20 protein-coding genes are annotated in these 25,527 nt (G+C 45.4%); 9 read left to right on the top strand and 11 right to left on the bottom strand.

The features are described 5' to 3' along the window. The 7 genes from PO830_RS14495 to PO830_RS14465 all read left to right on the top strand — a co-directional run. The coding region (locus PO830_RS14495; RefSeq protein WP_272854297.1) for a gliding motility-associated C-terminal domain-containing protein at window positions 1-2,070 on the top strand (2,070 nt) is incomplete at its 5' end. A 53-nt stretch (window positions 2,071-2,123) separates the two neighbouring features. Continuing rightward, window positions 2,124-3,068 carry a PorP/SprF family type IX secretion system membrane protein gene (locus PO830_RS14490; RefSeq protein WP_272854296.1) on the top strand — a complete coding sequence of 315 codons (945 nt, stop codon included), beginning with the start codon at window positions 2,124-2,126 and terminating at the stop codon, window positions 3,066-3,068. A gap of 47 nt (window positions 3,069-3,115) precedes the next feature. After that, window positions 3,116-5,029: an OmpA family protein gene (locus tag PO830_RS14485; protein WP_272854295.1), complete on the top strand. Its 1,914-nt coding sequence runs from the start codon at window positions 3,116-3,118 to the stop codon at window positions 5,027-5,029. A gap of 113 nt (window positions 5,030-5,142) precedes the next feature. Then, window positions 5,143-5,661 (top strand): isopentenyl-diphosphate Delta-isomerase, encoded by a 519-nt coding sequence (idi, locus tag PO830_RS14480; RefSeq protein ID WP_272854294.1) that lies wholly within the window; start codon window positions 5,143-5,145, stop codon window positions 5,659-5,661. Further along, window positions 5,658-6,065: a 6-pyruvoyl trahydropterin synthase family protein gene (locus PO830_RS14475; protein ID WP_272854293.1), complete on the top strand. Its 408-nt coding sequence runs from the start codon at window positions 5,658-5,660 to the stop codon at window positions 6,063-6,065. Before idi ends, PO830_RS14475 begins: the two co-directional genes overlap by 4 nt. 5 nt (window positions 6,066-6,070) lie before the next feature. Further along, window positions 6,071-7,051 (top strand): type I phosphomannose isomerase catalytic subunit, encoded by a 981-nt coding sequence (locus PO830_RS14470; protein ID WP_272854292.1) that lies wholly within the window; start codon window positions 6,071-6,073, stop codon window positions 7,049-7,051. A gap of 34 nt (window positions 7,052-7,085) precedes the next feature. Further along, window positions 7,086-7,355, top strand: coding sequence for a hypothetical protein (locus tag PO830_RS14465; protein WP_272854291.1), 270 nt, complete (start codon window positions 7,086-7,088; stop codon window positions 7,353-7,355). Here the strand turns inward: PO830_RS14465 and PO830_RS14460 are convergent. The 6 genes from PO830_RS14460 to PO830_RS14435 are packed head-to-tail and all read right to left on the bottom strand — an operon-like array spanning window position 7,352 to window position 11,948. Beyond that, a complete protein-coding gene (locus tag PO830_RS14460; RefSeq protein WP_272854290.1) occupies window positions 7,352-8,062 on the bottom strand; it encodes a DUF4369 domain-containing protein in 711 nt (236 codons plus the stop codon). The two genes, PO830_RS14465 and PO830_RS14460, sit on opposite strands and share 4 nt — an antisense overlap. Before the next feature lie 51 nt (window positions 8,063-8,113). Further along, entirely contained in the window at window positions 8,114-9,451 is a 1,338-nt protein-coding gene (locus PO830_RS14455; RefSeq protein ID WP_272854289.1) for a DUF819 family protein, read from the bottom strand. Window positions 9,452-9,490: 39 nt separating this feature from the next. Continuing rightward, window positions 9,491-9,655 (bottom strand): Arc family DNA binding domain-containing protein, encoded by a 165-nt coding sequence (locus tag PO830_RS14450; RefSeq protein WP_272854288.1) that lies wholly within the window; start codon window positions 9,653-9,655, stop codon window positions 9,491-9,493. Window position 9,656: 1 nt separating this feature from the next. Next, entirely contained in the window at window positions 9,657-10,583 is a 927-nt protein-coding gene (locus tag PO830_RS14445; protein ID WP_272854287.1) for an alpha/beta hydrolase, read from the bottom strand. After that, complete coding sequence (locus PO830_RS14440) at window positions 10,573-11,085, bottom strand: hypothetical protein (RefSeq protein WP_272854286.1); 513 nt, start codon at window positions 11,083-11,085, stop codon at window positions 10,573-10,575. The genes PO830_RS14445 and PO830_RS14440 overlap by 11 nt, the downstream gene beginning before the upstream one ends. 2 nt (window positions 11,086-11,087) lie before the next feature. Further along, the gene (locus PO830_RS14435; RefSeq protein WP_272854285.1) at window positions 11,088-11,948 is read right to left on the bottom strand and encodes an SPFH domain-containing protein; all 861 of its coding nucleotides are present in this window, start codon (window positions 11,946-11,948) and stop codon (window positions 11,088-11,090) included. A gap of 125 nt (window positions 11,949-12,073) precedes the next feature. Here PO830_RS14435 and PO830_RS14430 point away from each other — a divergent pair, with 125 nt between their 5' ends. Further along, a complete protein-coding gene (locus PO830_RS14430) occupies window positions 12,074-12,850 on the top strand; it encodes a S1/P1 nuclease (RefSeq protein ID WP_272854284.1) in 777 nt (258 codons plus the stop codon). 241 nt (window positions 12,851-13,091) lie between these two features. Further along, on the top strand, window positions 13,092-13,415 hold the full coding sequence (locus tag PO830_RS14425) for a hypothetical protein (RefSeq protein ID WP_272854283.1): 324 nt from the start codon (window positions 13,092-13,094) through the stop codon (window positions 13,413-13,415). Here PO830_RS14425 and PO830_RS14420 read toward each other — a convergent pair. The 5 genes from PO830_RS14420 to PO830_RS14400 form a co-directional block, all read right to left on the bottom strand. Further along, window positions 13,387-13,971 (bottom strand): alpha-ketoglutarate-dependent dioxygenase AlkB family protein, encoded by a 585-nt coding sequence (locus PO830_RS14420; RefSeq protein WP_272854282.1) that lies wholly within the window; start codon window positions 13,969-13,971, stop codon window positions 13,387-13,389. The genes PO830_RS14425 and PO830_RS14420 overlap by 29 nt on opposite strands. Before the next feature lie 3 nt (window positions 13,972-13,974). Continuing rightward, entirely contained in the window at window positions 13,975-14,325 is a 351-nt protein-coding gene (locus PO830_RS14415; RefSeq protein WP_272854281.1) for a DoxX family protein, read from the bottom strand. Further along, entirely contained in the window at window positions 14,325-14,492 is a 168-nt protein-coding gene (locus PO830_RS14410; RefSeq protein WP_272854280.1) for a hypothetical protein, read from the bottom strand. The genes PO830_RS14415 and PO830_RS14410 overlap by 1 nt, the downstream gene beginning before the upstream one ends. 63 nt (window positions 14,493-14,555) lie before the next feature. After that, on the bottom strand, window positions 14,556-23,093 hold the full coding sequence (locus tag PO830_RS14405; RefSeq protein ID WP_272854279.1) for an HYR domain-containing protein: 8,538 nt from the start codon (window positions 23,091-23,093) through the stop codon (window positions 14,556-14,558). Window positions 23,094-23,418: 325 nt separating this feature from the next. Then, window positions 23,419-25,527 (bottom strand): proprotein convertase P-domain-containing protein (locus PO830_RS14400; protein ID WP_272854278.1); only part of this gene is annotated, 2,109 nt, incomplete at its 5' end.

Genomic DNA, 25,527 nt, shown 5'->3' with positions numbered 1-25,527 from the left:
ATGATCGCTACGATCACCGGACCAGCCGGAGATGATAATGGTGACGGAATCTTGGATGTTACTGAAACCTGGGAATACACCGGAAGCTATACAATCACACAGGCAGATATTGACGCTGGCGAGGTAGAAAACCAAGCAACAGCAGTAGGTACTGCTCCTGATGGAACGGTAGTAGACGATCTTTCAGACGAATCTGAAGTAACAGGAGACGATCCAACCGTTACTACACTATGTCAAGAGCCAAGCATTGCTTTGATCAAAATAGGAACATTCAATGATGAGAATGGTGATGGTTGTGCCGATGTAGATGAGACTATTAGCTATGCCTTCAGTGTACTAAACACTGGAAACGTAACCTTGGTGAATATCAATATTCAAGATCCAGGTGTCAACGTGGTAGGCGGACCAATAACCTTGGCTCCAGGAGCACAGGATGATACAACGTTTACGGCGGTGTACGCCATCACTCAGGCAGATATCGATGCCGGTCAGTTTGAAAATCAAGCGACCGTAGAAGGTACTGCTCCAAATGGAGATGTGGTAAGCGATGATTCGGATGATGATACCTTCATTGATGACGATCCTACGATCACCACCCTTTGTCAAGACGCAAGTATTGCGCTGATCAAGGAAGGTACGGTGAATGACACCAACGGAGACGGTTGTGCCGATCCAAAAGAGACGATCAGCTATCGCTTCACGGTAATAAATACGGGTAACGTAACCTTGACGGGTGTTGATATCCAAGACCCATTGGTAAATGTGGTAGGAGGACCTATCACCTTGAATCCTGGAGAAACAGATATTGCGACCTTTACAGCCACGTATCTGATAACACAAGCTGATATTGACCGAGGTTTTGTAGAAAACCAGGCGCTTGTAACAGGATTTGATCCAGCAGGAAATACCGTTAGCGATGAATCGGATGATAACAGTCCAACTGAAGATGATCCAACCATAACCGACCTATGTCAGAATCCGGCGATTGCCCTGATCAAAACAGGAACACCAACGGATGAGAATGACAACGGTTGTATCGATGCAGGAGAAACGATTGTGTACGACTTTGTAGTGACTAACCTAGGAAATGTAGATCTTACCGATGTTATCGTTATCGATCCAATGGTAGCGGTAGACGGAGGTCCAATTTCTCTAGATGCGGGAGCTTCAGATACCGAAACATTCTCTGCGGTGTACACCGTAACGCAAGCTGATGTTGATGCCGGATCTATCAGTAACCAAGCGATTGCTGAAGGTACCGCTCCTGATGGAACGGTAGTAACCGACCTTTCAGATGACAACAGTAACTTCGAAGATGATGCCACCGTACTTGGCCTATGTCAGGTAGCGAGTATCAGCTTAGAGAAATCGTCTGTATTCAATGATGAAGACGGAGATGGAAACTCTGATGTAGGTGAAACCATCAGCTACTTCTTCAGTGTGACTAACACAGGAACGGTGACGCTTTACGACATCTTTATTGACGATCCACTACCTGGTATCGTGATCGAAGGCGGTCCAATTGCTGAATTGTTGCCTGGTGAAACAGACGACACCACCTTTACTGCGACCTATGCGATTACACAGGAAGATATTGATAACTTAAGCGTAGTCAACCAAGCGATTGTGACAGCAAACGATGGAGACGACACGGTTATTGACGACACCTCTGATGATCCAAATGATCCAACCGATACCGACCCTGATAACGATGGCGATCCAGACGATCCAACCGTAACGGAACTTCCAGGGGTAGAAGCAGCGATCTTCGAAATCTTCAACGGTATTACACCGGATGGAGACGGACTGAACGACTACTTCATCATCGATGGTATTGCTGAATATCCTCAAAACAATGTGAAGATCTTCAACCGTTGGGGTGTGCTCGTTTGGGAAACCGATGGCTATAATGAAAGCGACAATGTCTTTAGAGGTGTTTCTAACGGACGTGCCACCATTCAGGCAGAAGAACGCTTGCCTTCGGGTACCTATTACTACATCCTAACCTTCACCGGTGAGGAGAATCCAGGGCAAGACAGTTACGCCGGTTACTTATACATTAATAGATAGTGAATAAAAGATTCCCGGGAGGGGTAACCCTCCCGGAATTAAAACGATACAAGATGAAAAATAGTTACATAGCAATCTTAGTTTTGATCTTACTTGGAACCAGCTTTTCAGGTAATGCGCAACAAGACCCGCAGTATACGCAGTATATGTACAACACACAGGTGGTCAATCCCGCCTATGCCGGGTCGCGCGATATGTTGAGTTTTGGTCTCTTAGGTCGAATTCAATGGGTGAATATCGAAGGGGCACCACGTACCGGTACCTTTACGGTTGATTCTCCTATTGGTTCTTTAGACAATATGGGGTTGGGACTTTCCATCGTTCATGACGAACTAGGTCCAGCGGTAGAATCGAATATCAATATCGATTATTCGTATACCATTAATACGTCTGATGAGGCCGAATTATCCTTCGGATTGAAGGCCGGGTTAGATTTACTTGATGTAGACTTTACAAAGCTGAACATTGCAGATCAATCCGATCCACGTTTTCAGAATAATATAGACAACCGATTACAACCTCAGATAGGTGCTGGTATATATTATAATACCGATCGTTTTTATGCCGGACTTTCAGTACCTAACTTTCTAACAACAAAACATTTTGATGAAAGTAGTTTGGTAAATACGCAAGCGGAAACTATCGCCGCAGAACGCCTGCACTATTTCTTGATTGCTGGATATGTGTTTGATATCAGCGACAACGTCAAATTCAAGCCTGCTACCTTAGTTAAATTGGTGAATGGCTCCCCTTTACAGTGGGACGCTTCGGCAAACTTTTTGTTCAACGAAACGCTTACAGTGGGTGCCTCATATCGTTGGAGCGCGGCACTTAGTGCCCTTGTTGGATTTCAGGCGTCGGATGCTATTTTTATCGGATTTGGATACGACTGGCAAACAACCGATATCGAAGACTACAGCGATGGATCGTATGAGATCATTTTACGATTCGACGTATTTAATAAACCAGATAGGGTACTTACCCCACGATTCTTCTAAAAATATATAATATGAAGGTTTCATCTTACAGAATAAAAACACTACTTATGTCCCTGCTGGTACTCGCCCTTACCAGTACTTCCTTCGCCCAAAAAAAGAAAGTCGAAAAAGCCAACGAAGAGTTCGATAAATACGCGTATATCGACGCTCGTAAGATCTATCTGAAAGTGGTAGAAGAAGGATATTCTTCACCACAGGTCTATAAGAACTTGGCAGATACCTATTATTTCAACGGTGACTACGACGAAGCGGCTACCTGGTATCGAAAGTTAATCGCTGCGTATCCAGGTGATACAGAAGCTGATTACTACTACCGCGCTGCACAATCTTATAAAAGTGTGGGATTGTATGACGAAGCTGATGAAATGATGCGCACCTATGCTGCCTTGGGAACGGGAAAATTGGTCGTGAAAAATTTTCTGGACGACCCCGAATATCTTAAAAATATCGCGTTTGGTGCACGAGGATACGAATTGGAAGAAGTGTCTATCAATATTGATAGCGTTTCCGATTTCGGTCCTTCTTTTTATGGTGAAAAGCTAGTGTACTCTACAGCTCGTCCACAATCTGAGGGCAGTAAGATTCACGAATGGAACGAGCAACCATTCCTAGACCTCTTTGTCGCCGATATGGATGCCGCGGGGATGCTCTCCAACCCGGAACCCTTACCGGGAGATGTGAATACCGCTTATCACGAATCGAATGCAGCCTTCTCTAAAGACGGTAGAACGATGTATTTTACCCGTAATAATTTTACCGACGGGAAGAAAGGGAAGGATAAGAACAAAACCATCCGACTCAAATTATACAAGGCTATTAAAAGTGGTGATAATTTTTGGACGAACGTAGAGGAACTGCCCTTTAATAGCGATAATTATTCCGTAGCGCATCCTACGCTCAGTTTGGATGGCAGTAAGCTATATTTCGCTTCTGATATGCCCGGTACTTTGGGAATGTCCGATTTGTGGTATGTCGATCTTAAGGAAGACGGAACCTATGGGGAACCTATGAACCTAGGGCCCACCATTAATACGGAAGCCCGAGAGAGCTTCCCATTTATTAGTGAAGAGAACAACTTATATTTTTCTTCGGATGGCCGTTCTGGGCTTGGAGGTTTAGATGTGTTTGTCACCGGCTTGAATGAGCAGGGAAGACATACAGGGAAAATCGTCAATTTGGGTGAGCCTGCCAATAGTAGTCAGGATGACTTCGGTTTTGTGATTAAAGAAAGCAAGCGATTAGGATATGTCTCTTCCAACCGAAGCGGCACCTCGGGAAGCGTGAACGACGAAATTTATCGCGTACAGGAACAATGTATGATCGAAATCACCGGAATTGTATTTGACAAGGATACCGAAGACCTGCTACCGGGCTCCACGGTATATCTCTTAGATGAAAACAATACACCTTTGGATGAAATGATCGTAGGATCGGATGCGCGGTATCGTTTTACATCTCAGGCTTGTGAAACCACTTATACGGTAAGAGCCACCAAGGATCGCTATTTCCCGAATGAGATACAGGTAGTAACGCCGAGTAAAACAGCGACGATTACGGTAGACATACCGTTAACGATCGATGATCCTTGTCCGCCAGAAGATTTAGGGTGTCGTCTTAAGTTGAAACCAATTTATTTTGACTTCGACCGTCACAACATTCGCCCGGATGCTGAAGTAGAGTTGGCTAAAATTCTTTCCGCAATGAAAGAATACCCACAGCTAATCATTCATATCGAATCACATACTGATTCTCGCGCAACGAAATCATATAATGAAAGCCTTTCTGAAAAGAGAGCTCAGTCAACTCTTAATTGGCTGGTTTCTAACGGAATTGATCGTAGTCGCCTTACCGCTAAAGGTTATGGCGAGAGCCGATTAGTGAACAATTGTTCGGATGGAGTGGACTGTACCGAAGAGGAACATCAGCTCAATCGCCGTTCCATGTTCATCATTAAGAATTGATATTATCTAACTAACTAGTTTCAATTATCAAACTTAGAGCATCCGATTCCTCGGATGCTTTTTGTTTTTATGGCAATAGCTGATTTCGTATTTTTGAAAAAAAGTAACAGGCTATGGCAGAAGAACAGGTCATTTTAGTAAACGACCGTGACGAACCTATCGGATTGATGGGAAAACAAGAGGCCCATGTAAAGGGACTGCTTCACCGCGCCTTTTCAGTCTTCGTTTTCAATGATAAAAACGAGCTTATGCTTCAGCAGCGCGCCACACATAAATACCATTCTCCGGGACTTTGGACCAACACTTGCTGTAGTCACCAGCGCGAGGGAGAAGCAAATGTTTCCGCAGGTAAACGCCGACTACAAGAGGAGATGGGCTTTTCGACCGAGTTAAAAGAAACTACTTCGTTCATTTACAAAGCTCCGTTCGATAACGGGCTAACGGAACACGAATACGACCATATTTTAGTGGGAAGCTATAACGAGGCTCCACAAATTAATCCCGAAGAAGTGGCGGATTGGAAATGGGAATCGCTCGACCAGATAGAAGCCGATATGAAGGAGCATCCTGAACGGTATACCACTTGGTTTAAGATCATTTTCGAAAAATTTCAACAACACTTAAACGTATGAGCTTAACCGTTTATAGAAAAGCACATTTTAATGCGGCCCATCGCCTGTTTAAGGCAGAATGGAGTGATGAAAAGAATAAGGAGGTCTTCGGAAAATGTAGTAATCCGCTGTATCACGGCCATAATTATGAGATGGAAATTGGCGTTGAAGGGGAAGTAGATCCCGAAACCGGTTTTCTGATAGACCTGAAAATACTGAAAGACCTGATCATGGAAACGGTGGTAATTCCGTTCGACCATAAAAATCTTAACGAAGAGGTAGCGGAGTTTAAGCAGCTGAACCCAACGGTGGAAAATATTGCGATGGTTATTTACAACCGACTAAGAAAACGGTTAGATGCCAACTACAACATCATCGTAAAACTATACGAAACACCACGAAATTTTGTAGTCTACACCGGGTAAACAACATGTCTAAGAAACAACACCCCTTATATCCACTTCAATTTGAACCCATTCTGAAAGAAAAAGTATGGGGAGGAGATCAATTGGCTAGCGTGCTTCAAAAAACGGATGCTCCGGGCATGGGGGAGAGTTGGGAGCTGTCGGCGGTCCCAGGAGATGTTTCCACGGTGCGTCACGGCCCGTTAGCAGGGACGTCATTACAAAACCTAATTACGACCTATGGAGCCGAATTGCTAGGGGAGAAGGTCTATCAGACCTTTGGCAACCAATTCCCGCTCTTGTTCAAATTTATCGATGCCGCGAAAGATTTATCGGTGCAGGTACACCCCGACGATGCACTCGCTAAAAAACGACACGATTGCTTCGGAAAAACCGAAATGTGGTACGTAATGCATACCCAAGCCGAGGCCCGATTGATTCTCGGATTCAATCGCGCTATGAACCAAGAAACCTACGAGCAAGCGCTACATGCCGGAAGGATTACTGAAGTGCTTCAAAATGAACCGGTTTCTACTGGAGATACGTTCTTTATTGCACCCGGAACGGTGCATGCCATAGGAAGTGGCGTTCTATTAGCGGAAATTCAACAAACTTCAGATATTACCTATCGAATTTACGATTGGGATCGCCCGGATGCTCAAGGTAATTTCCGCGAATTGCATACCGAACAGGCGTTAGACGCCATCAACTTTGCTGCTTCCGAAGCACGGGTCTCGTACCGGGAAGCTTTTAATACACCGGTAACCCTGGTCTCGAATGCCTATTTTGAAACAAGAAAATGGAAGTTGAATGCCCATCAGCAGATGACACATGAAGCTCGGGATTCTTTTACCGTTTGGATGTGTGTCGCTGGAAGCGCATCCTTGAAAACGGCTACCGTTACGCTACCTATGCCAATGGGGACAACCCTTTTGGTTCCTGCCTGCGTATCGACCTATCAAATAGAATCGAACGAGGCCACCTTATTAGAGGTCTTTATTCCATAATTACTTCGTACCTTTCCGAATAAATTCAAGCTATATGGCAAGTATTCGCAATTTGAAAAAAGACATCAATTTTGTGATTGGAGAAATCATTGAAGCTGTCTATGTATGGGAACTAACTCATCCAAAAAAGGACACCAAAGAAAGTGAAAAAATCATAGACGACGCGCTTTCCTTATACGATCGATTGATCGCAAGCATTCACCAAAAAGAGGTGGAATCTCCAAAACAGCACTTCAACGGAATCCGGGAAGAATTGGAAAAAGAAGGACGTGCGTTGATCGATCGAATCAATACCCTATCCTAATTGTTTTCTTTTGCGGAAGCAATTAGTTTTTGAAGTTTTTTTCCGTAGGTAGAATTCTGAATGCGCGGTGTTAAATGATTGTATACCGTGTCTAAGTATTTTGTGCGAATATCATAGGCTTCTGCCAACATTACATATGGGGCTACTTCCGAATCATTATGGTTTCTCGCAAAGTTTACCGTAGCCAGATACTTGCTGGAAAGATTGCGCTCTTGCTGTCGTTGCAGGGCTTGCGCCAAGGAATCCTTCCCGTCCTTTTGGGCGATTAGCAGTTCTTCGATAAGCTCTAGATTACGATCGGTAAAGCGCTGAGATAGTTTTTTATAGTCCTCCAAAATAGCCTGAGATTCTGACCCACTAATGCGTTGGTTGATTCCAAATTTAGCCAAGCTGGTTTCCACACGAATCTCTCCGGGCTCGCCGAAAAATGGGATACGCTCTTTAAAGTCACCATCCTGTTCTTTTAAGTAGAGGTAGTACATTTGCGGACTCTCAACGGTGGTGCTCAGTTCAAACATGTCTTCTCCGTTGATCGTTAGGGAATCCGCCGTAACATAGACACTGTCGTTGGCTGTTTGTAGCAACAACGTTCCTTTCTTCAATCCAGAAACCGTTCCCGATACCACCATTTGATCTTCTTCAGAAGAACGAGTTCCGCAGGAAATAAATAATAATAAGAAGCAAAGGAGCGATACATAGCGAATCATAGCACAGTCATTTTCTAGCGCCGCAAAGAAACATATTTTTTACAAAAAATACTATCCTGCCGCGGCCAATTGCATGAGCACGGTACACAAAATAGCTCCTACTGTACCGATGGCGTATCCAAAGACAGCCAGTAAGACACCCACGGTTGCCAACGATGGATGGAAAGCGGCCGCAACGATGGGTGCAGAGGCCGCTCCTCCTACGTTCGCCTGACTGCCAACCGCTAAAAAGAAATAAGGCGCTCGTATTAGTTTCGCAACTAGGATTAGGAGTCCGGCGTGAATCGCCATCCAAACCAAACCAACAACAATCAACCCTTTGTTTTCAAATATAAGGGTGAGGTCCATTTTCATACCTATGGTGGCGACTAGAATGTAGATAAAAACACTTCCGAATTTACTCGCTCCCGCACCTTCATAGCTGCGCGCTTTGGTGTTGGATAACAAGATCCCGATAATGGTTGTGATTGAGATCATCCAGAAGAAACTAGAGGCAAGGAAGCTCACTACATTTCGAGCCAAACCTTTGGGCATTCCATTGACGTAAGATTCAAAGAACCCACTTAAGTAACCGCCCAGCAAGTGGGCCAGACTAACCGTTCCAAAGGCAATAGCTGCTAAAATCATAAGGTCGGTTAGACTGGGGTTTCGTTCTACTTTTTTTGAATATGTATACACTTTTTCTTTGAGACGTTCGATAGCTGAATTGTCTGCTTTTAACCACTTGTCAATTCGGGTGGTTTTGCCTATTCCAATGAGTAATAGCGCCATCCAAATGTTGGCCACTACAATATCTACGAACACCATACCACCATAGAGGCTGGGATTGTAGCCGTAGATCTCAAGCATGGCAGTTTGATTGGCACCACCGCCAATCCAACTACCTGCCAGGGTAGAAAGTCCGCGCCAAACGGCATCAGCGCCTGCACCGCCCACGGTTTCCGGAGAAAAAGTACCCACCAATAGTACGGCAATGGGGCCACCGAGTATGATCCCAATGGTTCCTGTAAAGAACATGATCAGGGCTTTGGGACCTAAATTAAAAACCCCCTTCAGATCGATGGAGAGGGTCATAAGAACCAAGGCTGCTGGAAGTAAATATCTACTCGCCATATAATACAAATTGGTACTGCCTTCCGTGGCCGTTCCGTCTTCTGCCACAGTAGTCCATTCAGGCGCGATCAAGCCTGTGGTGGTGAAGACTGCAGGAATAAAATACGCCATAAATAAGGCGGGAACGATTTTATAAAACGAATGCCAGAACCCTGATTTTTGGTGGGAAGTATAGAAGATGAGCCCTAAGGCGATCATCAAGAGCCCGAAAACCATGGTGTCATTGGTTAATAGGGGGGTTGTGTCTTTGATGATTTCAGTGGTAGTATCCTGCATGTAATAGAGTTTGACGCAAAATACAATTATTTACGAACTTCATTCTTCCTTTTTCTTCGGAAGGCGTTTTGCCTCTTTGAGCGATTCTCTGAGCATCCATTCAATTTGGCCATTGGTACTACGAAATTCATCGGAAGCCCATTTTTCAATGGCTCTCATCATGTCTTCATTAACGCGTAGCGCAAAGGCTTTTTTCTTAGGCATCTTATTTTTTTATGAATTCGCTAAGCAGGGTAATCAATTCTGGCATTACCGGCCGTTGAGGTTCGTTATACGATTTGCTGTTTTCGAGTCGGTCTCCGGTAATTTCCTTCAATACATGGTTCATATTTTCAATGAGCACCAGTGAGGCTTCCGAAACTGACTCCTTGAGCAGGGCCGCTTCACTCTCTAACACCTGAAGATCTTTGGTGCCGTTCACGATAAGGATGGGCATGTCTAGTTCAGATAGTATCGCAGCTGGGTCATATTGCATCCAGCTCAATAAAAAGGGTTGAATTTGAGGGCGAAAGATAGACGCGAGATACGGACTGTAATTTTGGGCCACCCCATTTACTCGCAGATCGTCAAAGGCGGTGCGCGCATTGTCTACCAAACCGGGCGATTGCATTTGAAGCTGGTCAATAATAACATCATCAATTTCCTGTCCGGCGCCTGCCAGGGAAATAAAACCATCGGCGCGATCTTTTGCGGCCAGCATGCCCACCAGAGAACCCTGACTATGACCAATGACGTGAATTTTCGAAAAGCGCGTATCGTCCTGAAAGTAATCAAGCACTTTTTCCGCATCAGCTACAAAATCCTCAAAGCGAATGCCTTCTTCTTGAATCGTGCGATTTTTCAGTTGCGCCACAATACGCTTATCATACCGAAAGGTGGCAACGCCTTGTTTGTATAGTCCTTCTGCTAGATGTTTATAGGCATTGCTTTTCATCATGTTTTGATTCCCGTTTCGATCTGTAGGGCCGGAGCCTGCGATAATAATCGCAAGGGGAGGAGCCGTTTCCGTAGAAGGGATCAGTAATGTGCCATCTACCAAAGGGGTGATACTTATTTCGGTTTCGTTATAGGAATCGTTTTGTGCTACAATGTAACCTGAAATTAAAAATAAAAGAAGCCATTTAATGTTCATGAGATACAATTTTGGAGTGATACGTTGTAAGTACTTTTTTTAGGATTTCTGGTTGTTGTGTTCCGATTAAAATTCGATTACCGTTCTTAAACACTAACTGAAGACCTTTATTGCCTCTTACATTATACGCTTTATTGCTGGTACCTAAACTTCCTCGAATGCCCCATCCTCCATATTCGCTAAGCGGACGATAGGTTCGAACATAAGCCTGATCTAGATCTCGCCAATCAATCTCTTTAGGAGCACGGTGAAATCCTTTGAATTGATATTGAATGCCTTGTTCATTGATAGTAGTTTTCAATCGTAGTACAAATACCATCCACAAAAACAATACGGTAACAAATAAAACCGAGCCAACTGTGATCCAAAAGGCTTCCGTAGGCAAAGAACGCTCCTCTGTTCCGAATAGAAACAAAGGAATGTAAACCGATGCTGCAACGGAAAATATAATGAGGTAAAACCACCACTGATTAAAACGTTGTACTTCAGAAAAAACCCGCATTCTTAAGTATTTAGGGTTCCAGCATTCACCACGGGAGCAGCATCTTTGTCGCCACAAAGGATAACCATCAGGTTGCTAACCATGGCCGCTTTTCGTTCTTCGTCTAGTTGTACCACCTCTTTCTTGCTCAATTCGTGCAACGCCATTTCTACCATACTAACGGCACCTTCCACGATTTTGTGGCGAGCAGCAACGATGGCGGTGGCCTGCTGTCGCTTGAGCATGGCGCTGGCAATTTCATTGGCGTAGGCTAAATAACCGATTCGGCTTTCCAATACTTCCACACCTGCAATGGCGAGTCGTTCTTGAAGTTCTTTCTCCAGTGCTTCATTTACTTCGGTCATGCTGGAACGTAAGGTGATGTCTTCATCCATGCCTTCATCGGCAAAATTATCGTATGGATATTTGCTCGCTAATTCTCGAACCGCGGCGTCGGTTTGGATACGCACGAAATTTTCATAATTATCTACATCGAAAGCTGCGCGATACGTATCGCGAACACGCCAAACTAGAATGGTGCTAATGATTACCGGATTTCCCAGTTTGTCGTTTACCTTTAGACGTTCACTATCAAAATTTCGCGCTCTAAGGGAAATCTTTTTCTTGGCGTAAAAAGGATTTACCCAAAACAATCCGTTCTTTTTGACCGTCCCCTTGTATTCTCCGAACAATAACAAGACGCGCGACCCATTAGGATTTACAAGCACAAAGCCCGGAAGCATTAGAAGTCCGATGAAAACGGCAATTCCAAACCAACCGATGTGGGTTTGGATAATGGCAATGATTCCGCCGAAGAAGAATAGCAGAAAAAGAAACAGGAACAAATAACCATTGGCAGGTACGATCGTTTTTTCTTGGCTCATGACTGAAAATTTAAAGTGATATTAAAATGATATTAAACAAATATAGCATATTTTTCAGAATTAACAACCTTGTGCTAACAAACTATCTTGATTCGAATTGTATCTTTGACCCAAACTGATATAAGATGAAAGTTCTGATTCTACTTAGTATGCTATGGTCGTTTGTGGGAGTAGCTGCTGAAATTCCCATCTGGGGTAAAACGGGGCATCGAGCGGTTGGTGCGATAGCACAACAATATGTCAATAAAAAGGCGCAGCGAGCTATTGATAAGATTCTTGATGGGCGCACCCTAGCCTATGTTTCAACCTATGCCGATGAAATAAAGAGCGATACGGCCTATCGGCAATACGGTCCGTGGCACTATGTAAACTTTCCTTTTGACACTACCTATTTAGAACATCCCAAAAGCGATGAGGGCGATATTGTAGCGGCCATTGAAACGTGCATTCAGAAATTAAAAGACGATGAAATTGCAAGAGAAGATGCCGCCTTTTATTTAAAGCTGTTGGTGCATTTTATAGGAGACCTCCATCAACCGTTGCATATTGGACTTGCAGAAGATCGAGGAGGCAACGACTTTCAGGTCCGTTGGTTCAACGAAGGCACCAATCTTCATACCGTCTGGGATACGAAGATGATCGAGCACTATAATATGTCGTATACCGAGCTTGCTGCGAACAAGGTGCCATGGTCTAAAGCGAAAATTGCATCTATTCAGAAAGGCTCGGTCATCAGTTGGATGCAGGAGAGTCGAAGGCTTTGTGAAGATATCTATATGCATACACGAAAAGGGGATAAATTAGGGTATCGCTATATGTATGATTATTTTCAACGGCTTCAGGAACAATTACATAAAGGAGGCCTTCGTTTGGCAAGCGTACTCAATGACATTTATGGATAACGACCGATTATCGTCTAATTTTCTGTTAACGTATCTATTCTGCTATAGCACTTTATCGGAATTATGGGTTCGCTATCGAATTTCGTGAGACTAAAACGTTTTCGAAAATAATCGGTGTTTCAAATCTTCGCATTTTGAACTAATTTTGCCAAAATTTTTAGTTTACTCGCAGATGCCCATACGTTTACGCAAGATCATAGGTGTAATTTTAGCCCTCCATGGAATCATAAGAATTATGTTCATGGAAACTCATATTGCCTTCATGCGCGATCAATTTGAAGTCTTTTTGCCGGAAGGTTTTGCGCTCACTATTATTACATCTTTATTATTGTTCGCCGAGTTTTTTGTAGGGACGCTTCTCATCTTCAATGTATTTCCGAAGCTAGCACTTGTAGTAGGCTTTTTTATATCATCCCTGATGATTGCCAGTTTTATTGGTGCCGACCAATACCAGAACAACTTGTTTTATTACATTCCGATTACCTTGCTCTTAGCGTTTCAACTTTTTTTTGAACGTCATTGTGAGGTCAAGCAGTCTAGATCAAATATCGAAATGTCAAGTTAATTCGCTGGCCTACGTCTTTTCTTGTCTTAGGAATTTTATGATGCCAGTATTGTTGGGTGCCTTCTCCCATCAACAACAAACTTCCATGATGAAGTTCCACTTTGAAGGTATTTTGATGGTTGTTGCGTTCCCGAAAGTGAAAACTTCGTGGGGCTCCTAAACTCAGGGAGGCGATCTTGGGCTGCTTTCCTAAGGAGGCTTCGTCATCACTGTGCCATCCATTACTATCTTGTCCGTCTCGATACAAATTGAGCAATACACTATTAAATTGAAAGCCGCTATACGCTTCAATTTTTTGTTGTAGCGCAGCCAGTTTGGGCGCCATTTTATTAGGAACTAAAGTAAGTCCGGCATAGCGATAGGTTTTTTCCGGTGTGCCATAAAGTGCTGTGAGCCGGGGTTGTGGATATACTTTTCCGAAGACCTTTACATCTCGTTGCTCCCATTTGATGGTATTTAAAAAATGCTGAAAATGCTCGGAGGCGCTTTCTTCGGAAAGAAATCCAGGAATATAGGATACCGATGCCTTCGCTAGTGGAAGAATTTGTTTTTCCATGAACTAGGTGTATAGATACGCCCAGTACATCAGTAGAAATTGCAGTGGAATTCGTACCACTAAGATCCAACGAGGCAATCGCAAAGAGGCCTTTTCATTCTGAAGCATATAGACATGAACCGTTAAGAACACGAACAGCATGATAATGATACCCCATGCCGCCCACGACTGACTATCAGCATTGAGTAGGGCCAGGCCCAGTATCATTTCAGCAAAACCGCTCAATTGTACCATGGCTTTTGGCGAGGGGAGATAGGGCGGAATAATACGTTCGTACATTTTTGGTTTTACAAAATGCATAACACCCGCTACGATGAATAAGAGTCCGAATAAATATTGATGCCACGGAAACATTAGCGAAGGGAGTCTTTGTGTTTTACTAATACGGAGTCCAATGGGGGAGCACCATCACCAATTCCGCCATCGGCTTCCACCGGCATCATTTCGTCTTTATCTTGCTTCTTTTTATCAGTACAAGATATCATGGAAACGAGTACAAGCAGGAAGAGTAATTTTCTCATAGGTTAAAAATAACGAAACCCCGACACATAGGGTCGGGGTCTCGATAAAGATATTTGTTAAAACTACTCTCGCAAGAGTTGCTTACTGATACGAGCTTCTCCTGAATAGATGACTACTGTATAGGTAGCCGAAGCTAAGTTTGAAATATCCAGGGCTCTTTCACTTCCCATGCCTTGGAGGTTATGAGATGCAATTAAACGCCCGGCCACGTCAAGGATTTCAACACGATCCAAATCAACTCCTTGTGGATTGCTCAGGTATACTACTTCTTGTGCCGGATTCGGATACATCACAATAGATCCAAGAGATACCGATGTGTCATTCGTTCCGAATTCTTCATCCACTGTAAGTTCAAAATCACAAGTGGCAACATTTCCGTAGCTATCTTCTGCCGTCACCGTTACCGTGTACGAGCCAAGGTCTATTAAGCTTCCTGCCGCAGGGTCTTGCGTTGTGATGGTGATCGGATCGGTACAATTGTCACTTGCTATTACGAGTCCTTCTGCGAAATAGTCCGGAACTTCATACTGTGCTCCAGCCGGAATGGTTACTATCTGATCATCCGGACATGTCAGCAATGGCTCCAGATCATCGATCACAGTCACCGTTGCGGTACAGCTTGAACTGTTACCATTAACATCAACAGCAAAAACATTGACAGTAATTGGAGTTCCAATGTCACTACAGTCGAATTCGGTAATGTCAACCGCAGTGGTATCTATTCCGCAAGCGTCTGTTGCACTGTCGATCACATCATCCGCAGTAATGGTTGCCTCCCCATTTTCATCGAGCGATACGGTAATATCCATACATATCAGGTCCGGACTTGTACTATCTTCTACGGTAACCGTAGCGGTGCAGCTAGACATGTTTCCATTGACATCGGTTACCGTAAGCGTAACGAGATTGGCTCCGATGTTGGAACAATCGAACGTATCGATATCTAAACTGAGGGTGTCAATTCCACAAGCATCTGTAGAACCTCCATCCACATCAGAAGGATTGATGGTAACGCTTCCAGTGACATCTAATTGGACGGTGATATCTTGACAAACCGCCGTCGGCACCACGTTGTCTTCTACGGTCACTGTGGCTATACATGTGCTTACGTTTCCATTAATATCGGTTACAGTAAGTGTCACTGCATTGGCACCCACATCAGCACAGGTGAAGTCGGTCGTGTCAATGGTTGTAGAAGCAATTCCACAGTTGTCACTAGATCCCCCATCGATATCGGCGACAGTGATTGATGCGTTTCCGTTGGCATCCAATGGAAGCGTGATGTCTTGGCATACAGCTAAGGGCACTTCATTATCGGTCACTGTAACTGTAAAACTACAGACTGAAATATTACCATTGAGGTCTTCCGCGGTAAACTCAATAAGCGTGTCTCCTGTCGGAAAAGCAGACCCACTAAGCGGACCTTGCGTCTGAGTGATGGAAGCGATTCCACAATTATCAATTGCAATGGCGTCTGGGAAGATCACCACCGCGCTACATTGTCCAGGATCCGTATTGGCAAAAACATCTGCTGGGCATGAGATTGCCGGAGCAGTAGTATCTTCCACCGTTACGGTAGCGGTGCACGTATCGGTGTTTCCGTTCACGTCTGTCACGGTTAGCGTCACGGTGTTTGCGCCTACATCAGCACAAGTAAAACTTGATTGGTCGATGGAAAGCGAAGCGATTCCGCAGTTATCGGTAGAGCCACCGTCAATATCTGCAGCAGCGATCGAAACATTTCCGGTCGCGTCTAGTTGCACGGTAATACCTTGGCAAACGGCCGTCGGCGCCACATTGTCTTCCACCGTTACGGTAGCGGTACAGGTGTCGGTGTTTCCGTTGACGTCGGTAACGGTTAAGGTCACGGTATTGGGTCCAACGTCAGCACAATTAAAACTTGATTGGTCGATGGAAAGCGAAGCAATTCCGCAGTTATCGGTAGAGCCACCGTCTACGTCCGCAGCTGCGATTGAAACATTTCCGGTCGCGTCGAGTTGCACCGTGATATCCTGGCAAACGGCCGTCGGTGCCACATTATCTTCCACAGTTACAGTTGCTGTACAGGTGTCGGTGTTTCCATTCACGTCAGTAACGGTTAGCGTCACGGTATTGGCACCCACATCAGCACAGGTAAAACTTGATTGGTCGATGGAAAGCGAAGCGATTCCGCAGTTATCAGTCGAACCTCCATCTACGTCTGCAGCGACGATGGAAACATTTCCGGTCGCGTCGAGTTGCACCGTGATATACTGGCAAACGGCCGTCGGAGCCACATTATCTTCCACAGTTACAGTTGCTGTACAAGTGTCGGTGTTTCCATTAACATCGGTAACCGTTAAGGTCACAGTATTGGCACCCACATCAGCACAAGTGAAACTTGATTGGTCGATGGAAAGCGAAGCGATTCCGCAGTTGTCAGTCGAACCTCCGTCAACATCTGAAGCAGCAATCGAAGCATTTCCGGTCGCGTCTAATTGCACGGTAATATCCTGGCAAACGGCCGTCGGCGCCACATTGTCTTCTACGGTAACGGTAGCCGTGCACGTATCGGTGTTTCCATTCACGTCAGTAACAGTTAAGGTTACGGTATTGGCGCCTACATCCGAACAACTAAAAATAGCGGGACTTACACTGAGTCCTGCGATTCCGCAGTTATCGGTCGAACCTCCGTCAACATCTGAAGCTGCGATGGAGACGTTTCCGGTCGCGTCGAGTTGCACGGTAATATCCTGGCAAATGGCCGTCGGAGCCACATTGTCTTCTACGGTAACGGTAGCGGTACAGGTGTCGGTGTTTCCGTTCACATCAGTCACGGTTAAGGTCACGGTATTGGGTCCAACGTCAGCACAGGTAAAACTTGATTGGTCGATGGAAAGCGAAGCAATTCCGCAGTTATCGGTCGACCCTCCATCAACATCTGCAGCTGCAATCGAAACATTTCCGGTCGCGTCGAGTTGCACCGTGATATCCTGGCAAACGGCCGTCGGCGCCACGTTGTCTTCTACGGTAACGGTAGCGGTACAGGAGGCGGTGTTTCCGTTCACGTCTGTCACGGTTAGCGTCACAGTGTTTGCACCCACGTCCGCACAGGTAAAACTTGATTGGTCTACGGAAAGCGAAGCGATTCCGCAATTATCGGTAGAACCTCCATCAACATCTGCAGCTGCAATCGAAACATTTCCGGTCGCGTCGAGTTGCACCGTGATATCCTGGCAAACGGCCGTCGGCGCCACATTGTCTTCCACCGTTACGGTAGCGGTACAGGTGTCGGTGTTTCCGTTGACGTCGGTAACGGTTAAGGTCACGGTATTGGGTCCAACGTCAGCACAATTAAAACTTGATTGGTCGATGGAAAGCGAAGCAATTCCGCAGTTATCGGTAGAGCCACCGTCTACGTCCGCAGCTGCGATTGAAACATTTCCGGTCGCGTCTAGTTGCACCGTGATATCTTGACATACGGCCGTCGGTGCCACATTGTCTTCCACAGTTACAGTTGCGGTGCACGTATCCGTGTTTCCATTCACGTCAGTCACGGTCAAGGTCACCGTGTTTGCACCTACATCAGCACAGGTAAAACTTGATTGGTCTACGGAAAGCGAAGCAATTCCGCAGTTATCGGTAGAGCCACCGTCAACATCTGAAGCAGCAATCGAAACATTTCCGGTCGCGTCGAGTTGCACCGTGATATCTTGACATACGGCCGTTGGCGCCACATTGTCTTCCACGGTAACGGTTGCGGTGCACGTATCCGTGTTTCCATTCACGTCAGTAACCGTTAAGGTTACGGTGTTCGCACCCACGTCTGCACAAGTAAAACTAGATTGGTCGATGGAAAGCGAAGCAATTCCGCAGTTATCGGTCGAACCTCCGTCAACATCTGAAGCAGCGATCGAAACATTTCCGGTCGCGTCTAGTTGCACCGTGATATCCTGGCAAACGGCAGTCGGCGCCACATTGTCTTCTACGGTAACGGTAGCGGTACAGGAGTCGGTGTTTCCATTCACGTCAGTAACAGTTAAGGTTACGGTATTGGCGCCTACATCCGAACAACTAAAAATAGCGGGACTTACACTGAGTCCTGCGATTCCGCAGTTATCGGTCGAACCTCCGTCAACATCTGAAGCTGCGATGGAGACGTTTCCGGTCGCGTCGAGTTGCACGGTGATATCTTGACAAACGGCAGTCGGCGCCACATTATCTTCCACGGTAACGGTAGCGGTGCACGTATCGGTGTTTCCGTTGACATCGGTTACGGTTAAGGTTACGGTATTGGCGCCTACATCCGAACAACTAAAAATAGCGGGACTTACACTGAGTCCTGCGATTCCGCAGTTATCGGTCGAACCTCCGTCAACATCTGAAGCAGCAATCGAAACATTTCCGGTCGCGTCGAGTTGCACGGTAATATCTTGACAAACGGCCGTTGGAGCCACATTGTCTTCCACCGTAACGGTGGCCGTGCAGCTATCCATATTTCCTTCGGCATCTGCTACCGTTAGGGTAACGGTGTTCGGTCCCACATCGGCACATGTAAAACTATCCTGACTAACGCTATAAGAAACGATTCCAATATTATCGGTCGAGCCGCCATCCACATCTGTTGGAAGAATGGTCACATTCCCACTTCCGTCTAATTGCACGGTAATATCTTGACAGACGGCCACAGGTGCCTCTGTATCTCCAGCGATCAACACAACATCGTTTCCGTCTCCCCCAGCATAGGAAATGGTTCCATTGAAGGCGCCTACAGTCACAGCGTCTCCTTCGGCCAATCCGTTAAAGGTTCCGATCACGGCATCGGCACCATCATTGTCGATCAAGACAATCATGTCTCCGGTGGTAGCAGCATATCCGCCTACGAGCGAAAGGGTAGGGGTGTTTAGTGTAACCGATCCGGTTACCTGTATCTGATCGTATTCGGTACAAACCGTAGGACCGTCGATCTCGATAGTTGCAGTCGCCCCATTCACAAGCTCGAGATCGCCCGTTGCCAGACATCCCGGACTCGTTCCCGGAGCGATAAAGCTTACATTTTCGATCAACACCGTTCCGTCTATCGCACCGGTACCGGTCAATTGTGAGCCATTCGTTATGAGGGCGGTATCATTGACCGTTGTGGTCACATTATTTGTTTTGTAATTTCCTCCACGAACATTTAGATTATTGAAGGTAAGATCGGGCCCTGCGGTGGTTTCGGTAACTGCATCGAAGGATACAATAAATGCCGAAGCACCATTGAAGGTGAGCCCAGAGAGGTTGTAATCTCCATTCTCGAAGCGCAGACCCCCAGCGGTATGTGTAAGAGTTCCACCTGCAGCGGCATTCACATTTCCTGTAAAGGTTGAGGCGATTCCCGCATTTCCAAACGTTACGTTAGAGCCGGCGTTAAAGATCATCGTCGTGATGGTGGGGTTAAACCTATCTGCAGTTATCGTCCTAAAAATCACAGGGGTAGTTGAATTGATATTCGTTCCGGCTGATGGGGCAATTACCTGCAAACTGTTGAATGCATTATTAGGCTGCGCTACCAGTACATTTGCAGTTCCGTTGCTGATGATCTCCAGATCATCTGCGACTAGGATACCTGAATTTTGAGTAACACCGTTATCCGTGTTGATGCGTAAATCACTTGCTCCCGGAACAATTACATTACCATTGAAGGTAATCGATTGTGCTGGCCCCGTAGTTTGTAATGAGTTAATGGTTCCTGTCGTGTTCGTGGTAGTGATCTCAGTATAGGTCTGACTGGTTAGGGTTATGATATTCGGAATCTGACCTGCGGTAATGGTAAACGGTCCCGAAATCACATGGGACCCTCCAAACATATCGAAATTCACCGATGCAGGGCAATCCAGCGTTACCGTACCGCCGATACTGAAACTCGCATTGATATCATCACGAATATTTCCGGTAGCTTCCACAGTTAAATTTCCAGAGAGCGACAGGTTCATTAAGTCAATGGTCCCTTGAATATCTAAATTGAGATTGTTCGTATTGACCGCTCGTAGGCGTGCAATTTGATTCGGCGCAAAATCCAAAGCAATGTTTTGGCCCCCGGCTTGTAACTCCAGACGAGCTACATTTATGGTTCCTCCTAATTGTGAAATACCAGCCGTTCCGCCAGTGGTAACCTGAGAACGAAATCCTAAATTTTCAAAATCTCCATTGAACGTAATACCGTTATTATTGTTCACGAATTCTCCGCTATCGGCAATCGTCACATCATTAAGTTGCCACACGCTATCTGAGGATCCTGAAAGAATAACAATGTTTCCGTTGAGGTTAATGAGTCCGCCGAGATTCAAGTTCGATTGAAAATTAATATTATTCCCTACGCCCGCATCGATATCGATATCTCCGTCAACATCCACTGTCATGAAGGTGGTTGCAGTTCGCGTAAGACCATTGGTAGTCAAATTAAAATCTCCAGTGATTTGCAGTCCCGTTATATCCAATCCAAAACGATCTTGATAGGTCACATTGTTTGCGTTCTGCACTCGCAGATCGCTCATCGCGTTATTTGCTTCGGAAATATCTATGTTTTGTCCTCCTGCGGCGAGATCTAATAAGCGCCCAGCAACGCGTCCGCTGGTTTGTACAATACCTGCGGTTCCACCAGAATGCAGTAAGATGGTGTCCGTTGGTCCGGAAAGTAGGTCTCCCGTAAGGATGATTCCATTTGAATTATTCGTTACCGAAATGCCACTATCGGCATCAATATCGTTCAGGGTCCATGCAGTAGGAGGGGTTCCGGTGATACTGAAGTTTGTACAGCTAGCATCAATTCCACCCACCAAATTATGATTTCCGGAAAGCGACACATTCCCAGTACCGGTTATCGTAAATTCAGAAGTTCCTATTACGGATAGTGCTGTTCCGATAACATTGGAAATGTCGCTGTTATCGGTGGCGACTTGGAGCATTCCGTTCGTAAAGATGTCTCCGAGTACAACAGCGCCTGATGACGAGATGGACACATTACCATCAATTGATAGGTCGCTGTTTTGCGTGTAGTTTTCAATGCCAGTAATCTCCAAGCTATTCGAAGTGCCTGGCAATACCAGATCATCTGAAAGCGTAAACGCATCGGTTCCGCCTAATGTATTCAGAATAATTCCATTGGTGATATTGGCCAAAGGAACAGAAACGGTATTTGGATTCACAATAGTAACACCCGGACCACTTACCGAAAATTCAGGAACTGTATTGGCAATTTCTAAATTGGCACCGTTGGTGGTAAAAGTGATATTATCATCACTCGTTCCGCCATTCACATCGGTAATGGTAAGGGTTCCTGCGGCGAGGCTTACATCAGTTTCTGCCGGAGGAACAAATTGGAAAACGCGTGCTTTTCCGGCATTCGCGAAAACGGCATCGTTAAATGGAGCACCCACGGTCACAATATCTCCTTGACCGTTGATATTCACATGATATCCTGTTTGGGCACTGGCTTGCGTTCCGAAGATATCAGCTCCCAATTGACTCCAGTTGCCTCCTGAAAAACGAAACAACCTTGCCTTCCCTGCATTTGTTTGATCGTCATCGTTAAGGTAGCTGCCGACCATTAGATTATTCCCATCATTACTCAACGCAACCGATAGGCCACATCGATCATCCCCTGCGGTTCCTGTAATCGGAGCTCCCACCAAATTCCACGCGCTACCATTCCATTCATACACCTTTACTTCACCGGCATTGGGAGCAAAAGAATCATTAAGAAAGGCACCAACGGCGATGCGATCCCCGCTGTCGTCCATAGCTACTGAACGCCCAAATTGATCAATCGCGGCTTCACCAATAAGTGTATTTCCAATTTGAGACCACGAACCCCCAGAAAATTCATAGATTCTTGCACGACCTATGCTATTATTTCCTCCGTTATCGTAAAATGGCGCACCCGCAATCACACGATTACCCGCGCCATTGATCGCAACCGTGTATCCAAAAGTCTCGCTATTTTGTGTGCCGATAATTTGGCTACCTACTTGGGCCCAAGAAGCGCCGTTAAATTGAAATATACGTACTCTCCCCTGATTGGTTGTAGCGCCATTAAAGCGTTGAGAGCCTATAGCAACCGTGTCGCCATTACTGTTCATACTGACAGAATACCCTGAGTACTCTCCGATTTCGGTACCGGTAATAGGGCTGCCCAGAAGTTGCCAATTGGTGCCGTCGTATTCGTATATATACGTGATTCCGGATTGGGCTGTAGTACCGGTAGCGCCTACGATGAGTCGGTTCCCGGCATCGTTTAGATCTACAGAAAATCCAAATTGCTCATTGGTAAAATTACCATTCAAGTCGATTCCCAATTGCGTCCATGTTGTACCGTTGTATTCATAGATCTGAACTTTTCCATAGTTGGTTCCTACATCATCAGATTCTGGGCTTGCAATGGCCACGCGCGTCCCGTCATCGTTTAATGCCGTAGCTCGGCCTAGCAGACTGTTTGAAGCAGCCCCGTTAAAATCTGCACCTAACTGTGTTTGAGCGTGGAGAGGGTTTGAAAAGAGTAAAGAAAGGGTAGTTAATAAAAAGAAATAGAAGGATAGCGAGCGCACAAACGATGTTTGTTCTCGCCTGGGGAGAAAGATCATAATTGATAATTAGTTAGTTAGTAAACAGTTGTAAAAGTATAGGTTCTTCCTACAAAACAAAATACCCGGTAGGGGGTATTGTTATAACCTTCTTGGAGATAGGGGGTTACCTAGAAAACTTTAACATTTGTAAGTGCTGAGGGCTACTTATATTTTGATTGTGAGACGAAACGATATTCGAAAAATACCTTTTGTAGATTTCTCATGCTTCTTACAACTAAGGAAAGCAGTATTTGCGTGGGAGGCCACATAGATCTGAGTGAATTGAAATAAAAAAGCCGCTTCGTGAGAAGCGGCTTTTCTTTTGGTTGGTTTATGAGGAAGATTATTCCTTGATCAAGCGTTTGATGGTGTTTCCACCTTCTCCTTGAATGTTTACCATGTATACTCCTGAAGCCAATTGAGAAACGTCAACCGACTTTTCGGTAGTCATGTTCGTAAGATCGATGGTTTGTACCAAGCGACCGTTTACATCGTAAATGGTAGCGTTGTCTAAACCAATCGCAGAACCATTGGTGATGTTGATCACGTTACGTGCAGGATTCGGGTAAATGCTTACCTCTTTTGCAAGAACGTCTTCTACACCAAAGGTGCTTTCTACGGTCAATTCGAACGTACAGGTAGCAACGTTTCCGTACTCATCCTCAGCGGTAAGAGTTACCGTGTATACGCCGTCAGGCAACAAGGTACCCGGAGCCGGATCTTGAGTCAAGATCGTTACAGGATCTGTACAGTTGTCAGTAGCCGTTGCGTCACCATCTGCGAAGTAATCTGGCACTTCGTAGTTAAGGTTACCAGCACCTGGATCAACGGTTTGATCAGCAGGACACGTAAGCTCAGGAGCCATTGCGTCTACTACATCTACCATGGCCACGCAAGAAGCGATATTTCCGCTAGCGTCACTTACAAATACAGTGATTTCAAGTGTCGTTCCGATATCGCTACAGAATACTTCTGTGATATCAACAGCAGCGGTATCAATACCACAAGCTTCATCCACACTACTAATCAAGTCGAATGGATCTACAACCGCCATTCCGTTCTCATCCAATTCGATTACAGAATTTGGATTCGGGTTCGGATAGCTGTAGTTAAGAGCCCAAGTGTTCAATACACCACTGTCACCACCAGCCGTGTCTTCAATACTAAGTGTCCAATCACCCAAAGTGCTCTCTCCGTCGAAAACAGAAAGTGGGTTACTTGGCATATAATCGTCTAATGGGAATGCATCTGAGCTTCCAGCGGCACACGCCAAAGCATTAGCAGATTCATCATCCAATAGGTCCATGATATTATCACCAGAACAACCATCTGCCGCACCGCTAAAGATAAGCGCTTGCGTTCCCGCTGGAGATTCTAAGGTAATTTCTAAGTCACCTGTCCAGGTATGAGCAATATCAAGATCTACGTTAAGATCGGTGATGGTTACATCATCGGTTACAGACAAGGTCGTGCTTACAGTCGTATTATCTACGATCGCTAAAGCAGGACTGTCTGAAGCAGAATCTGACACGTTTGCCGGAGGTCCACAAGTGATTACCGGAGCCGTTTCGTCTAGAATGTTAACGGTAGCCGTACACATAGCTGTGTTACCGCTGTCGTCTGTAACGGTTACGTCGATTTGGTTTTCACCAAGATCGGCACAGGTGAAGTCCATAGTGGTAGAAACTCCGTCCACATCATAAACGATGTTTCCGTTGAATACACGAGGATCAAAAGTCAAGTCGAATGGATACGCTTTCCCAGCTCCTTCGTAGAATTCTAAATTGGCATCAGATGCAAACAAATCACCAGTGGTAGTTCCGTCTGTATACGCAATGTTGGTAGTGTTTACCAAAGTTACGTAGAACGCTACTGTTTCACCGGCAGCTACATCAATATCCAAGTTTGTATTCAAGGGTGTAGGTACGTTATCTCCTTCTGAAGTAACATCAGTTACCGTTTCTACTAAGGTCCAAGCACCAGGATCTTGATCAAATCCAACCCAAGTACCTGTCTTGAAATAGATCTCCACATCATCGGTAGTTCCGGCGTCCATACTTACATCGAAAGACTGAACGGTTAAGTCGTTTACAGCCATGATGTCAAACATGTTTCCAGACTGTCCATTTCCACCTGCGAAGGTAGTCGTCAATGAGTTCGTGGACATAGATCCAGCGGTTGCTGTCCATCCACATGCTTCATCAACATTTAATAGAAGGTCTGCGATATTTACAGTTGCCATTCCGCTAGCATCGAGTACCACATCAAGTGGGGTTGGCACCACCTCGTAGTCGTAGGTGAAGCCCCAGCTGTTCAAGATACCAGAGTCAAGACCGGCGAAGGTATCTTCGATAGTCAAGGTCCAGTCTCCTAAGGTGCTCTCTCCGTCGAATGCAGAAAGGGCTTCAAAAGGAATATAGTCTGCTAATGGGAAGGCATTACCGTCACCATT

It is taken from the genome of Altibacter sp. HG106 (assembly GCF_028561755.1).
Taxonomy (GTDB): Bacteria; Bacteroidota; Bacteroidia; order Flavobacteriales; family Flavobacteriaceae; genus DFVG01.
Note: the sequence above shows the minus strand (reverse complement) of the source record. Positions and strands in the feature narration are given on the sequence as shown.

Excerpts from the sequence above, each read along its gene's own strand:
- PO830_RS14490 (WP_272854296.1), top strand. The coding sequence starts at position 2,124 with ATGAAAAATAGTTACATAGCAATCTTAGTTTTGATCTTACTTGGAACC.
- PO830_RS14485 (WP_272854295.1), top strand. The coding sequence starts at position 3,116 with ATGTCCCTGCTGGTACTCGCCCTTACCAGTACTTCCTTCGCCCAAAAA.
- idi (WP_272854294.1), top strand. The coding sequence starts at position 5,143 with ATGGCAGAAGAACAGGTCATTTTAGTAAACGACCGTGACGAACCTATC.
- PO830_RS14475 (WP_272854293.1), top strand. The coding sequence starts at position 5,658 with ATGAGCTTAACCGTTTATAGAAAAGCACATTTTAATGCGGCCCATCGC.
- PO830_RS14470 (WP_272854292.1), top strand. The coding sequence starts at position 6,071 with ATGTCTAAGAAACAACACCCCTTATATCCACTTCAATTTGAACCCATT.
- PO830_RS14465 (WP_272854291.1), top strand. The coding sequence starts at position 7,086 with ATGGCAAGTATTCGCAATTTGAAAAAAGACATCAATTTTGTGATTGGA.
- PO830_RS14460 (WP_272854290.1), bottom strand. The coding sequence starts at position 8,062 with ATGATTCGCTATGTATCGCTCCTTTGCTTCTTATTATTATTTATTTCC.
- PO830_RS14455 (WP_272854289.1), bottom strand. The coding sequence starts at position 9,451 with ATGCAGGATACTACCACTGAAATCATCAAAGACACAACCCCCCTATTA.
- PO830_RS14450 (WP_272854288.1), bottom strand. The coding sequence starts at position 9,655 with ATGCCTAAGAAAAAAGCCTTTGCGCTACGCGTTAATGAAGACATGATG.
- PO830_RS14445 (WP_272854287.1), bottom strand. The coding sequence starts at position 10,583 with ATGAACATTAAATGGCTTCTTTTATTTTTAATTTCAGGTTACATTGTA.
- PO830_RS14440 (WP_272854286.1), bottom strand. The coding sequence starts at position 11,085 with ATGCGGGTTTTTTCTGAAGTACAACGTTTTAATCAGTGGTGGTTTTAC.
- PO830_RS14435 (WP_272854285.1), bottom strand. The coding sequence starts at position 11,948 with ATGAGCCAAGAAAAAACGATCGTACCTGCCAATGGTTATTTGTTCCTG.
- PO830_RS14430 (WP_272854284.1), top strand. The coding sequence starts at position 12,074 with ATGAAAGTTCTGATTCTACTTAGTATGCTATGGTCGTTTGTGGGAGTA.
- PO830_RS14425 (WP_272854283.1), top strand. The coding sequence starts at position 13,092 with ATGGAAACTCATATTGCCTTCATGCGCGATCAATTTGAAGTCTTTTTG.
- PO830_RS14420 (WP_272854282.1), bottom strand. The coding sequence starts at position 13,971 with ATGGAAAAACAAATTCTTCCACTAGCGAAGGCATCGGTATCCTATATT.
- PO830_RS14415 (WP_272854281.1), bottom strand. The coding sequence starts at position 14,325 with ATGTTTCCGTGGCATCAATATTTATTCGGACTCTTATTCATCGTAGCG.
- PO830_RS14410 (WP_272854280.1), bottom strand. The coding sequence starts at position 14,492 with ATGAGAAAATTACTCTTCCTGCTTGTACTCGTTTCCATGATATCTTGT.
- PO830_RS14405 (WP_272854279.1), bottom strand. The coding sequence starts at position 23,093 with ATGATCTTTCTCCCCAGGCGAGAACAAACATCGTTTGTGCGCTCGCTA.